Annotated in this window: 12 protein-coding genes and 1 pseudogene; 7 read left to right on the top strand and 6 right to left on the bottom strand. The window is 74.3% G+C overall.

Annotated features, from left to right (window positions below):
- Positions 1-653: 653 nt before the first annotated feature.
- Complete coding sequence (locus Ae150APs1_RS08035) at positions 654-1,547, bottom strand: MerR family transcriptional regulator (protein WP_075296731.1); 894 nt, start codon at positions 1,545-1,547, stop codon at positions 654-656.
- A 118-nt stretch (positions 1,548-1,665) separates the two neighbouring features.
- Here Ae150APs1_RS08035 and Ae150APs1_RS34560 point away from each other — a divergent pair.
- Positions 1,666-1,992, top strand: a pseudogene (locus tag Ae150APs1_RS34560) (FAD-binding oxidoreductase); the annotation flags it as partial.
- Here Ae150APs1_RS34560 and Ae150APs1_RS34555 read toward each other — a convergent pair.
- Positions 1,911-2,126 carry a hypothetical protein gene (locus Ae150APs1_RS34555; RefSeq protein ID WP_349289874.1) on the bottom strand — a complete coding sequence of 72 codons (216 nt, stop codon included), beginning with the start codon at positions 2,124-2,126 and terminating at the stop codon, positions 1,911-1,913. The pseudogene Ae150APs1_RS34560 and the gene Ae150APs1_RS34555 overlap by 82 nt on opposite strands.
- Here Ae150APs1_RS34555 and Ae150APs1_RS33395 point away from each other — a divergent pair.
- The 3 genes from Ae150APs1_RS33395 to Ae150APs1_RS08020 all read left to right on the top strand — a co-directional run bounded on the left by Ae150APs1_RS33395 (position 2,125) and on the right by Ae150APs1_RS08020 (position 4,461).
- Complete coding sequence (locus Ae150APs1_RS33395; protein WP_249266264.1) at positions 2,125-2,694, top strand: iron-sulfur cluster-binding domain-containing protein; 570 nt, start codon at positions 2,125-2,127, stop codon at positions 2,692-2,694. The genes Ae150APs1_RS34555 and Ae150APs1_RS33395 overlap by 2 nt on opposite strands.
- A 208-nt stretch (positions 2,695-2,902) precedes the next feature.
- The gene (locus Ae150APs1_RS08025) at positions 2,903-3,973 is read left to right on the top strand and encodes an acyl-CoA desaturase (RefSeq protein ID WP_075301829.1); all 1,071 of its coding nucleotides are present in this window, start codon (positions 2,903-2,905) and stop codon (positions 3,971-3,973) included.
- Between the two features lie 62 nt (positions 3,974-4,035).
- Positions 4,036-4,461 (top strand): hypothetical protein, encoded by a 426-nt coding sequence (locus tag Ae150APs1_RS08020; RefSeq protein ID WP_010231665.1) that lies wholly within the window; start codon positions 4,036-4,038, stop codon positions 4,459-4,461.
- Between the two features lie 10 nt (positions 4,462-4,471).
- Here Ae150APs1_RS08020 and Ae150APs1_RS08015 read toward each other — a convergent pair whose 3' ends face one another.
- Positions 4,472-4,852: a nuclear transport factor 2 family protein gene (locus tag Ae150APs1_RS08015; protein WP_010231668.1), complete on the bottom strand. Its 381-nt coding sequence runs from the start codon at positions 4,850-4,852 to the stop codon at positions 4,472-4,474.
- Positions 4,853-4,997: 145 nt separating this feature from the next.
- On the opposite strand from Ae150APs1_RS08015, the gene Ae150APs1_RS08010 reads away from it, so the two are divergent.
- The gene (locus tag Ae150APs1_RS08010) at positions 4,998-5,795 is read left to right on the top strand and encodes a helix-turn-helix transcriptional regulator (protein WP_349289873.1); all 798 of its coding nucleotides are present in this window, start codon (positions 4,998-5,000) and stop codon (positions 5,793-5,795) included.
- Between the two features lie 8 nt (positions 5,796-5,803).
- On the opposite strand, the gene Ae150APs1_RS08005 is transcribed toward Ae150APs1_RS08010, so the two are convergent.
- Together Ae150APs1_RS08005 and Ae150APs1_RS08000 are read right to left on the bottom strand one after the other, a co-directional pair.
- A complete protein-coding gene (locus Ae150APs1_RS08005; RefSeq protein WP_075296727.1) occupies positions 5,804-6,892 on the bottom strand; it encodes an acyl-CoA dehydrogenase family protein in 1,089 nt (362 codons plus the stop codon).
- Between the two features lie 34 nt (positions 6,893-6,926).
- A complete protein-coding gene (locus tag Ae150APs1_RS08000; RefSeq protein WP_083679990.1) occupies positions 6,927-8,309 on the bottom strand; it encodes an LLM class flavin-dependent oxidoreductase in 1,383 nt (460 codons plus the stop codon).
- 313 nt (positions 8,310-8,622) lie between these two features.
- Here Ae150APs1_RS08000 and Ae150APs1_RS07995 point away from each other — a divergent pair, with 313 nt between their 5' ends.
- The gene (locus Ae150APs1_RS07995; protein ID WP_075296725.1) at positions 8,623-10,623 is read left to right on the top strand and encodes a TIGR03960 family B12-binding radical SAM protein; all 2,001 of its coding nucleotides are present in this window, start codon (positions 8,623-8,625) and stop codon (positions 10,621-10,623) included.
- Positions 10,616-11,164 (top strand): GNAT family N-acetyltransferase, encoded by a 549-nt coding sequence (locus Ae150APs1_RS07990; RefSeq protein WP_010231684.1) that lies wholly within the window; start codon positions 10,616-10,618, stop codon positions 11,162-11,164. Before Ae150APs1_RS07995 ends, Ae150APs1_RS07990 begins: the two co-directional genes overlap by 8 nt.
- Here the strand turns inward: Ae150APs1_RS07990 and Ae150APs1_RS07985 are convergent.
- Positions 11,107-11,928, bottom strand: coding sequence for a hypothetical protein (locus Ae150APs1_RS07985; protein WP_075296723.1), 822 nt, complete (start codon positions 11,926-11,928; stop codon positions 11,107-11,109). The genes Ae150APs1_RS07990 and Ae150APs1_RS07985 overlap by 58 nt on opposite strands.
- Between the last annotated feature and the right edge of the window lie 27 nt (positions 11,929-11,955).

The following is an 11,955-nucleotide window of genomic DNA, read 5'->3' as shown; positions in this document are numbered from 1 at the left end:
CCGTGCCCCGTGCCCCGTGCCCCGTGCCCCGTGCCCCGTGCCCCGTGCCCCGTGCCCCGTGCCCCGTGCCCCGTGCCCCGTGCCCCGTGCCCCGTGCCCCGTGCCCCGTGCCCCGTGCCCCGTGCCCCGTGCCCCGTGCCCCGTGGCCGGTGGCCGGTGGCCGGTGGCCGGTGGCCGGTGGCCGGTGGCCGGTGGCCGGTGGCCGGTGGCCGGTGGCCGGTGGCCGGTGGCCGGTGGCCGGTGGCCGGTGGCCGTGGCCCGTGGCTCGGTGGCGGTGGCTGTGGCTGTGGCCGGTGGCTCCGTGGCCCCGTGGCTGCAGGGCTGCCGGTGGGTCGGATCCCGGTCCTGCGGCGACCCGGTCCGGCCGAGGACCGGGCGGCCGGCGCGTATCGCGGACACGGGGCCCTGCACGCCCCGCAGCGGGCCGGGCCGGCGAGCGCCTCGATCCGGAACGCCTTCGCACGGGTTCGCCTCGCTCGCACGGGGTCCGATCGCGTGCGAGGAACCCGATCGCGTGCGAGGAACCCGATTGCGTGCCAGGGACGCGATCTCCTGCGGACCGGGCACGGACCCGACCGGGATGCGCGACACTCCGGCCGAACCCGGCCGGTGCCGATGATGAGTGGGCGCAGGGCCCGTGCGGGTCGGGCGTCCTAGGAGGTCGTGGCGGGATCCTCGGTGCCCGAGGACTCCTCGGTGCCCGAGGGATCCGCGGTGTCCGCCGGGTCCGCGGTGCTGTCCGTGGGGTCGGTGCCGTCGGTGGAGTCCGCCGCGGCGGTTGGGCCCGCGCTGGTGGTACGGACGTTGCGGACGATGTCCCGGCCGAAGGTGACGTCGACGCGCTCGGCGACGGCCAGCTCGAGGACCGCGATCATGACCTCGCCGGAGATCCGGCGCATCCGCTCGATCGTCTCGTAGACGCGCGGCCACTGGTCGTCGGGACGGCCGGAGGCGTCGAACGGCTGCCAGATCTCGCCGAGGAAGAGATCGACGTAGAGCTTGGCGACGGCGTCGGCGTGCTTGCGGAGCTGCTCGACGACGTCGAGGGAGCGGGTGATCGGGATGCCGAGGCCGGTCAGCTCGGCCGCGGCGTTCATCAGCCGCGGGCTGATCTCCTCGTAGGTGTCGTCGCCCAGCTCGCGCAGCAGGCCCATCTTCACGCCGCGCTTGGCCACGCCGACGTCGGTCGTCTCGTACCGCTCGGCCAGCTCGCCGAGGTGCACGATCTGCCGGTCCTCAGGTGCGAACAGCTCGCGCACGGTCCGGATGAACTGCACGACCTGCTCGGTGGAGCCGCCGGTGGTGTCGAGCAGCTTCTTGATGGTGTCGAGCTTGACGCCCTCGTCCTGCAGGTCCTGGATCAGTTCCAGGCGCGCCGAGTGACCGGGCCCGTAGTACCCGGTCCGGGCCCTGACCTGCGGCGGGGGCAACAGGCCCCGTGCCTGGTACGCGCGGATGTTGCGCACGGTGACACCGCTGGCGCGGGCCAGCTCGTCGATCGTGCGCCATCCCTCGAGGTCGGAGCCGTCGTCGGTACCGTCGACCATGACACGAACGCTATCAGGCGCTCATGTGACACAGTGAACCATCGGACTCCACTTGCTATGTGACATCAAGTTGTGCAGAGTTGATGTCATGTTCTGATCCGCCGTCGCGGCGCCGACACTGCCCCGGCGCCTGCTGTCCGCCGCGGGAGCGCTGACCACGCCGCTGCTGCCCGAGGACTTCCTGACCCTGTTCGACCCGCTGTGGTCGACCTCGACCCTGCGCGGCCGGGTCGTCGCCCGTCGCCGGGAGACCGGACGCGCCGTCTCGGTCACCATCGAGCCGGGCCGCGGCTGGGCCGGGCACCGGGCCGGGCAGTACGTCGGCGTCGGGATCGACGTCGACGGCGTCCGGTACCGGCGGAGCTACTCGCTGACCTCGCCCGAGGACGCGGACCACCTGACGATCACCGTCCAGGAGGTCCCGGACGGCGTCGTCTCCACCCGGCTCGTCCGCGACCTGCCGATCGGCACGATCGTCGAGCTGGAGCAGGCGACCGGCGACTTCACCCTGCCCGCCGAGGCGTCCGGCCCGCTGCTGTTCGTCACCGCGGGCAGCGGCATCACCCCGGTGATGGGCATGCTCCGTAGCCTCGACCGGGCGGGGGACATGCCCGACGTCGTCCTCGTGCACAGCGCGCGGAGCCCGGAGGACACGATCTTCGGCGCCGAGCTGGCCGCCCTCGCCGCGCGGCACCGGTCGTTGCGGGTGGTGCTGCGGCACAGCGGCGTCACCGGCCGGCTCGACCCGGGGACCGTCGACGCCGCCGTCCCCGACCGGGCCGCGCGCACCGTCTACGCGTGCGGGCCCGCCGGACTGCTCGACGCGGTCGAGGAGGCCTGGGACGGCGTCCGCGCCGAGCGCTTCACCCCGCCCGCCCGGGCGGCCGAGGGCACCGGCGGCACCGTCGACCTCGGCGGCGCCGACGTCGAGGTGGAGCCCGGCCAGAGCCTGCTGGAGGCCGGCGAGGCGGCCGGGAGACTCATGCCGAGCGGCTGCCGGATGGGCATCTGCTTCGGCTGCGTGCTCCCGCTGCGCGAGGGCCGGGTCCGGGACCTGCGAACCGGCGAGGCGCACGGCGAGCCCGGTGACCTCGTCCAGACCTGCATCAACTCCGCGTGCGGTCCGGCCCGGATCGACCTTCCCTGAGCAGGCCACGCACCCGACCACGCACCCGGCCGACATCCGAATCCCGGGGCCGCACGGCCCCGTCCGACCCGAGGAGGTCCGCGTGACCGCAGTCGCCGACAACCCCGCCGTCAGCACCGCGACCGAACCCGGCCCCGAGGAGACCAGCCGGCTGCAGCAGCCGCAGCGCCCGCTGCTCGAGCTCGTCCCGTCGTCCCGCCGTGAGGACGTGCAGGCCACGACCGACCTGACCGCCGAGCAGATCGAGGAGCTCGGCCGGCGGCTCGACGCCATCCGCGACCGGGTGCTCGCCGAGCGCGGCGCGTCGGACGCCGAGTACATCCGCGGCGTCATCCGCAAGCAGCGGGCCCTGGAGATCGGCGGCCGCGCGCTGCTGTTCGCGGGCGTCCTGCCGCCGGCCTGGATCGCCGGCACCGCCATGCTCTCGATCGCCAAGATCCTCGAGAACATGGAGATCGGGCACAACGTCATGCACGGCCAGTGGGACTGGATGCGTGACCCCAAGATCCACTCGTCGACCTGGGAGTGGGACAATGTCTCGTCCTCGGCGGAGTGGAAGCACTCGCACAACTACATGCACCACACCTACACCAACGTCGTCGGCAAGGACCGCGACGTGGGCTACGGGATCCTGCGCCTGTCCGAGGAGCAGAAGTGGAACCCGTACTACCTGGGCAACTCGCTCTACAACGCGTTGCTGAGCCTGTTCTTCGAGTACGGCGTCGCGCTGCACGACCTCGACCTCGAGGTCGAGAAGCTCGTCGCCGGGCAGAAGCCCTGGTCGCGGGTGTGGCAGCAGATCAAGTCGATCGGGCGCAAGACCGGGCGGCAGGTCCTCAAGGACTACGTCGCGTTCCCGGCGCTGGCCGGCCCGTTCTTCCTGCCGGTGCTCGCCGGGAACGTCACCGCGAACCTCGTGCGCAACGTCTGGTCGCACGCGGTGATCTTCTGCGGGCGCTTCCCGACCGGGGCGGTCCAGTTCTCCGAGGAGCAGCTGGAAGACGAGAGCCGCGGCGAGTGGTACGTCCGCCAGCTGCTCGGCTCCGCCAACCTCGACGGCGGCCGGTACTTCCACCTGATGACCGGTCAGCTGAGCTTCCAGATCGAGCACCACCTGTTCCCGGACCTGCCCAGCAACCGCTACGCGGAGGTCGCGCCCGAGGTCCGCGCGCTCTGCGAGGAGTACGGGCTGGAGTACACCTCCGGGCCGCTGTGGACGCAGTACCTGCAGGTCCTGCGCACGATCAATCGACTGGCCCTCCCGAACGGCAAGCGCTGATATGTTCCCTCCGACCGGTACGTCCGATTCGACGGGCGGCCGGTCGGGGGGAAGGAGCCGGCATGCGGCATCTGCAGGGTGTGGTGATCGGGCTGGTCGGCACGGTGCTGGCGCTGGCCGTCGCCGGGCGCGGGATGGGGACCGCGTTCGAGGCCTCGATGCGCATGCAGCTGGACGCGGTCCCCGCGGGCGCGGCGCTCCTGCTGCTCGGCGGGGTGCTGCTGGGCGGGGTCGCGCTCGCCGTGCGGGTCTCGCCCGCCGCGCCCCTGACCGGGGCCGTGCTGCTGATCCTGCTCTCGGCGTACTCCTGGTTCGACCCGCAGGCGCTGTTCGGTCTCGGCCGCGGGCTCGGCTACCTGCTCGGCCTGCAGTACGGCGCGCTCCTCGCCGGAATGCTCGCGGTGGTGGCGTTCCTGCGGCCGCGACGCACCCGCCCGGCCGGACCGGCGATCCCGGCCCCGGGATCGTCCGGCCCGGTCGTGCACTGACCGGTCCGGCTCAGGCCGCGGGGACGGCGTCGAGGAAGCCGTGCACCGCGGCGATGCGGCCGTCCCCGGCGACCACGACGACGTCGAACCCGATCACCGGCGGTTCCGCGCCGGCCGCCCACACCTCGGGCGGCGCGGCGGCCCAGCGGAACCGGGCCCGGTCGTGGTGGGCGTCGACGTCGCCGTAGCGGCGGAACTCGCAGCCCGCCAGCTTCTGCCGGGCCGCGTCCAGGAAGCCGGCGACGCCGTCGTGCCCGGCCACGTCGGCGAGCGGGTCGGTGTAGGTGCAGTCCGCGGTGAACAGTTCGGCGACCAGGCCCGTGCGGGTGGCCGGGTCGGATTCGTTGAAGGCGCCGACGTAGCGCTCGGCGAGGGCGGTGAAATCGGTCATCGCTGCGGTCCTCCGGATCTCGGTGTCGCTGACGGGACCGAGCGTGCGCCGCCGCGGCGGGCGGCGCGATGACCCGTGAGGTAACGCCGTCCCGTTACCTCCGGGGTAGTCGTCGCCGTTCCCGCCCGTCGCTAGCGTGGGCCCGGTGAGCAGCGCACACGCCCGTCCGTCCCGGAACGCGGGCCCGGGGGAGATGCTCCGGTTCTGGCGGGCCCGGCGGCGGCGCAGCCAGCTCGACCTCGCCCTGGCCGCGGGCGTCTCGACCCGGCACCTGAGCTTCGTCGAGACCGGGCGGTCCGGAGCCAGCCGTGAGCTGCTGGGTGCGCTGGCCGAGGAGCTGGAGATCCCGCTGCGTGAGCGGAACGCGCTGCTGCTCGCCGCCGGCTACGCCCCGGCGTACACCGAGCGCCCGCTCGACGACCCGGACCTCGCGCCCGTCCGGTCCGCGCTGGAGGCGCTGGTCGTCGCGCACGACCCGTACCCGGCGCTCGTGGTGGACCGCTGGGGCGACGTGCAGCTCGCCGGGGCGGCGGTCGCACCGCTGCTGGCCGGGCTGGACCCGGCGGCGTCCGGCCCGCCGGTGAACGTCTACCGGGTCTGCCTGCACCCGGGCGGGCTCGCGCCGCGGATCCGCAACCTCGCCCAGTGGCGCGAGCACCTGCTGCACCGGCTGGAGCGCCAGGTCCGGGTCACCGGGGACCCGCGGCTGGCGGAGCTGCTCGCCGAGTGCCGCGGCTACCCGGCGCCGGCCGAGACCGCGCTGCCGTCGCCGGGGTCCGACGTGCTCCTGCCGCTGCTGCTCGACACCCCGGACGGCCCGCTGGCGTTCCACTCGACGATGACGACGTTCGGCGCCCCGCACGACGTCACCCTCGCCGAGCTGGCGCTGGAGACGTTCCTGCCCGCCGACGACGCGACCCGCTCGGCGCTGGCCGCGGGCTGAACCACCCGTCAGCCGGAGACGCCCGAGGACAACGACAGCACCGGCACCGTCCCGTTGAGCGCGCGGTCGACGTCGACCGTGGAGGCCCCACCCACCTCGAACAGGTCCGACGTCGCGTCCAGCACGAGCTGCGGGACGGTCGACTGGGCCCGGTAGACGTCGAGCTCGGCGGTGTCGGCGTGCTCCGGTTCGGTGAGCGCCCGGTCCAGCGAGGCGGCGGCGGCGTCGACGGTCGGGGCCACCGTGAAGGCGACCGCGTCGACCTTCCCGACGACCTGCTGCACCAGCGGGTCGTCCTTGGGCAGGTCGGCGTTGCCGTAGGGCCAGTTCCGCTTCCGGTCCCGGACGTAGGCGGCGACGTCGTCGGCCGCCCGCCGCGCGATCCCGGCGAGCGCCGCCAGCTGCACGAGCTGCAGGAACGCCTGCCGGACCGGCACGTGCCGGTCGACCGGGGCCGGGCGGACCTGGGCCGGGTCGACCTCGACACCGGTGAACCGGGTGGTGCCGCTGGCGGTGAGCTTCTGCCCGAACCCGCGCCAGTCGTCGATCCGCTCGACGCCGGGCGCGGTGGTCTCGACGAGCACGGTGACCCGGTTCCCGTCCGGGTCGAGCGCGACGACGTCGACGAGGTCGGCGTAGAGGGTCCCGGTGCAGTAGAACTTCTCGCCGTCGAGCAGCAGCCGGTCGCCGTCGCGACGCAGCACCGTGGTGGAGGAGTCGCGGACCACCCCGCCGCGTTCGGAGATCGCGTTGCCGACCAGCCTCCCGGACGCGATCTGCTCCAGCCGGCCGCGCAGCACCGCGTCGTCCGGGTCCGCCTGCCACAGCTCGGCGAACGCCAGGTGGGTGCGCAGCGCCTGCGGGATGTTCGAGTCCGCGGCCGCCAGCTCGACGAGCAGCGCGAACAGCTGCCGCAGCGTGACGCCCGAGCCACCCCGGTCGGCCGGCACGCGCAGCGCGCCGAACCCCGCGTCGCGGAGCGCGGCGATCTCCTTCTCCGGCAGGCGGCGGTGCAGCTCGCGCTCGACCGCACCGGCGGCGATCTCGTCGAACAGCGGACGGAACCGGGCGTGCAGCTCGGCGTCGGACACGGGCACGGGGTCTCCTCGACTCGGGCGGTGGTCGGGCGGGTCACGCCGGGACGGTCCGGCGGACGTGCGCCGCGGCGGGGTGGTCGGCGAGCGCGTGGGCGTGGCCCTCGCCGTAGAGGTGCTCGCGCAGCGTGGCGCCCTCCGGGCGCTCGGCGAGCATCCCCCGCCGGCGCAGCTCGGGCACCACGTGCTCGACGACGTCGGTAAAGGTCCCCGGGGTGGTGGCGTAGGCGAGGTTGAACCCGTCGACGTCGGCGACGTCGACCCAGTGGGCCATCTCGTCGGCGACCGTCTCCGGCCCGCCGACGACGACCGCGCCCATCCCGCCGATGCCGATGTGCTCGGCGATGTCGCGCGGGGTCCACTCCCGGTCCGGGTCGGCGGTGGTGAACTGCTCGACGGCGCTGCGCAGCGCCTCGGTCTCGGCGTAGCGCAGCGGCTCGTCCGGGTCCATCGTCGACAGGTCCAGGCCGGACCAGCCGCCGTAGAGGGTGAGCGCCCCCTCCAGCGAGACGTACCGGCGCAGGTCCTCGTACTTCTCCTGCGCCTCGGCGTCGGTGGCGCCGGTGACGACCGTGAGCAGCGAGAAGTACTTCAGCGACCGCGGGTCCCGGCCGAGTTCGGTGGCGGTGCGGCGGGTCGCGACGATCCGCGGCGCCAGGGTCTCCGGGGTGGCCGCGGTGACGAAGACACCCTCGGCGTGCCGGGCGGCGAAGGCGCTGCCGCGCGGTGAGGCGCCGGCCTGGAAGATCGTCGGCGTGCGCTGCGGCGACGGCTCGGTCAGGCCGATCCCGGGGACGTCGAAGAACTCACCGTGGTGGCCGATCGGGTGGACCTTCTCCGGGTCGGTGTAGATCCCGTTCTCCCGGTCGAGCCGCACGGCGTCGGCGTCCCAGGAGGCCTCCCACAGCTGGTAGACGACGTCCATGAACTCGTCGGCGACGTCGTAGCGGCGGTCGTGCGGGACCTGCACCTCCAGCCCGAGGTTGCGTGCCGCCGAGTCCAGGTACGACGTGACGACGTTCCAGGCGACCCGGCCGCGCGTGTAGTGGTCGAGCGTGGCGAGGCGGCGGGCGAACGCGTAGGGCTTCTCGTAGGTCAGCGACACGGTGATGCCGAACCCGAGCCGCTCGGTGACCGCGGCCATGGCGGAGACGGCCAGCGTGGGGTCGCGGACCGGGACCTGGATGCCGTCGCGGATCGCCGGCTCCGGCCCGCCGCGGTAGACGTCGTAGAGCCCGAGGACGTCGGCGACGAACAGGCTGGTGAACCCGCCGCGCTCCAGCAGCTGCGCGAGGTCGGTCCAGTAGGTCAGGTCGTGGAACCGGTGCGACTCGTCGTCGGGGTGGCGCCACAGGCCGGGGGACTGGTGCCCGGCGCAGGTCATGTCGAACGCGTTCAGGTGGATCCGGCGGGCGGTCACGGGCGCTCCGGGGCTCGGCGTGCGACCGCCGCGCGGCCGCGGACCGGGGCGGTCCGGCGCGGGCGGTGCGGGTACGGGGTGCGGGTCCTCAGGGGGCCGGACAGCCGGCGGACCCGGTGCGGCACAGGTCGACGTGCCGCCGGGACACGAGCAGCGGCGACGTCGGTCCGCGCCTGGTGCCCATCGTGTCCCTCCGTGATCGCCGGTCGGGGCCAGGGTAGGCGAGGACGCCCGCCGCGTGCCGTGAGCCGTGCCTCAGCCGGCCGCCGACCCGCCGGTCCGCCCGCGCCGGACGGGGCTACCCTGGTGCAGCGTGGCACCCACCTCCGTCTTCCCTGTCCTGGAGTCGATCCTGCCCCGCGTCTCCAAGCCGGTGCAGTACGTCGGCGGTGAGGGGAACTCGCAGATCAAGCCGTGGGAGTCCGCGACCGTCCGCTGGGCCCTGCTGTACCCCGACGCCTACGAGGTCGGGCTGCCCAACCAGGGCGTGCAGATCCTCTACGAGGTCCTCAACGAGCGCACGGACGCCCTCGCCGAACGCTGCTACTCGGTCTGGCCCGACCTCGAGGAGCTGATGCGCTCCACGGGCGTCCCGGCCTTCACCGTCGACGCCCACCACCCGGTCGGCGCCTTCGACGTGCTCGGCGTGTCGTTCTCCACCGAGCTCGGCTACACGAACCTGCTCACCACCCTCGACCTCGCCGGCGTCCCGCTGCACGCGACGGACCGCGACGAGAGCCACCCGGTCGTCGTCGCGGGCGGGCACGCGGCGTTCAACCCGGAGCCGGTCGCCGACTTCGTCGACGTCGCCGCCCTCGGTGACGGCGAGGAGGTCGTCGGCGACATCACCGACGTCGTGAAGGGCTGGAAGGACGAGGGCCGCCCCGGCGGCCGGCACGAGCTGCTGGTCCGGCTCGCCGGCACCCCCGGCTGCTACGTCCCCTCGCTCTACGACGTGACCTACGGCGACGACGGCGCGATCACCGCCGTCGCGCCCGCCGAGGACCGGGTCCCCACGACCGTCCAGAAGCGGACGACGGTCGAGCTGGACGAGTGGCCCTACCCGAAGAAGCCGCTGGTCCCGCTGGCCGAGACGGTGCACGAGCGGGCGTCGGTGGAGATCTTCCGCGGCTGCACCCGCGGCTGCCGGTTCTGCCAGGCCGGGATGATCACCCGTCCGGTGCGGGAGCGGTCGCTGCAGGGCATCGGCGAGATGGTCGACGCCGCCGTCCGGTCGTCCGGGTTCGACGAGGTCGCCCTGCTGTCGCTGTCGAGCGCTGACCACTCCGAGATCGCCGAGGTCACCAAGGGGCTCGCCGACCGCTACGAGGGCACCAACACCTCGCTGTCGCTGCCGAGCACCCGGGTCGACGCGTTCAACATCGACCTCGCCAACGAGATCTCCCGCAACGGGCGCCGCTCCGGGCTGACGTTCGCCCCGGAGGGCGGTTCCGAGCGGATCCGCCGCGTGATCAACAAGATGGTGTCCGAGGACGACCTCATCCGGACCTGTGCGGAGGCGTTCTCGCAGGGCTGGCGGCAGGTGAAGCTGTACTTCATGTGCGGCCTCCCGACCGAGACCGACGAGGACGTCCTGGAGATCGCCGGGATGGCCTACCGGGTGATCCAGGCGGGCCGGAAGGCGTCCGGCCGCAACGACGTCCGCTGCACCATCTCGATCGGCGGGTTCGTGCCGAAGCCGCACACCCCGTTCCAGTGGGCCTCGCAGTGCCACCCGGAGGTCGTCGACTCCCGGCTGCGCAAGCTGCGCGAGGCCGTGAACGCCGACCGCAAGATCGGCCGCAACATCGGCATGCGCTACCACGACGGCGAGCCCTCGCTGATCGAGGGACTGCTCGCCCGCGGCGACCGCCGGGTCGGCGCCGTGATCGAGCGGGTCTGGCGCGACGGCGGCCGGTTCGACGGCTGGTCCGAGCACTTCTCCTACACGCGCTGGGTCGACTCCGCCGCCGCGGTGCTGGAGCCGATGGGCGTCGACCTCGACTGGTTCACCACCCGCGAGCGGTACGAGGACGAGGTCCTCCCGTGGGACCACCTCGACTCCGGTCTGGAGAAGGACTGGCTGTGGGAGGACTGGCAGGAGGCGCTGTCCGGGCGCGAGCAGGACGACTGCCGCTGGACCCCGTGCTTCGACTGCGGCGTCTGCCCCTCCACCGGCACCGACATCGAGGTCGGCCCCAGCGGCACCACGCTGCTGCCGCTCACGGTGGTCAACCCGACGGCGTCCGGTACCGGGTCGCTCCCGGCACGACCGGCGGACGCGACGGGGCAGGAGCCGGGGTCGGGTGGCTGAGAACGGACTGTCCTCGATCCCCGATCCCGCCGTCGACGACGCCACCGGCGGGTCCTGGGAGCACGGCGGCCGTCGGCTGCGGGTGCGCGTCGCCGACGAGCGCGACGTCGCCGCGCTGGCCCGGCTGCGCCGCCAGTGGATGGAGGAGCGGGCGGGCCGCGCGGTCGGCGACCCGTCGTTCGACGAGGCGTTCGCCGCCTGGTGGCGGGTGGAGCAGCCACGCCGGGCGTTCTGGATCGCCGAGGCCGGCAGCGACCGCGCCGGCTGGACGCCGGTCGGCTCGATCAACGCGCTGGAGACGGTGCAGATGCCCCGTCCCGGCGGGCGCGGCGCCCGCACCGGGCAGGTCGGGAACGCGTTCGTACTGGCGGCCTTCGCCGAGGCCGGGGTGCCGAGGGTGCTGCTGTCGGCGGTCGTCGCGCACGCCAGGGCCCGCGGGTACCGGCGGCTGATGCTCGCCCCCACCGCGGGCAGCGCCGCCTTCTACCGGCGGGCCGGGTTCCTGCCCGCCGGTGACGCGCTGCTCGTGCTGGAGCCGTAGCGGGCGGCCGGTGGATGGCTCCCGGCCGTCGTCCCCGGGGCGTGGTCCGCGGTGACCGCGCAGCGGGCGTCGCGCGGGTGCAGCTCGATCGGGCAGCACACGTCGGTGTCGGCGACCAGCGTCGCGCAGGCCCGGCGCAGCGTCTCCGCCGCGCCCCCCGGGGCGCCGAGCCGGGCCCGGGCCGCGGCCACGCCGCGGGTGGTGAGCGGGACCCGGCGGGCGTCGTCGAGGGCATCGGCGAGGGTGAGCGCGTCGGCCAGCACCTCCTCGGCGACCCGGACCAGCTCCCGGACCGCCCCACGTCCGGCGGGTGCGCACGGCAGGTCCCGGCGGGCCTGCTGCATCCGCAGCCCGGAGCGGGCCAGCTCGAGCCGCCTGCCGTGCAGCCAGGCCGCGTACTCCGGGACGTCGGGTTCGGCGCCCTCCAACAGCGGCAGCGTCGCCTCCACCACCGGCCACCGGTCCGGCGGGCGACCGGCGAGGACGTCCAGCACGTCCACCGCGACGCCGTCGGCGGGCTCGGCCCGCAGCGGGTCGCCGCCGATCCGTACCGCGCCGCCGGTGGCCCGCCGGGCCCGGCTGAGCGTCCAGCGCAGCGCCGCCGCGGGATCGTCGGTGTCCGGGAAGAGCAGCTCGACCGCCCGGCACCGCGGCACCGGGCCGGTCGAGCACAGCAGCAGGGCGAGCAGCGCCCAGGGCTTGCGGCCCCGGACGGCCGGCACACCCGAGGCCCGGGGCGGGCCGAGCAGCCGGACGACGGTCATCGTCGCGCTCTTGGGACACGCCGGTGG

The organism is Pseudonocardia sp. Ae150A_Ps1 (genome assembly GCF_001932315.1).
Classification (GTDB): Bacteria; Actinomycetota; Actinomycetes; order Mycobacteriales; family Pseudonocardiaceae; genus Pseudonocardia.
The sequence above is the reverse complement of the archived record's forward strand: the minus strand, read 5'-3'. Positions and strand labels throughout refer to the sequence as shown.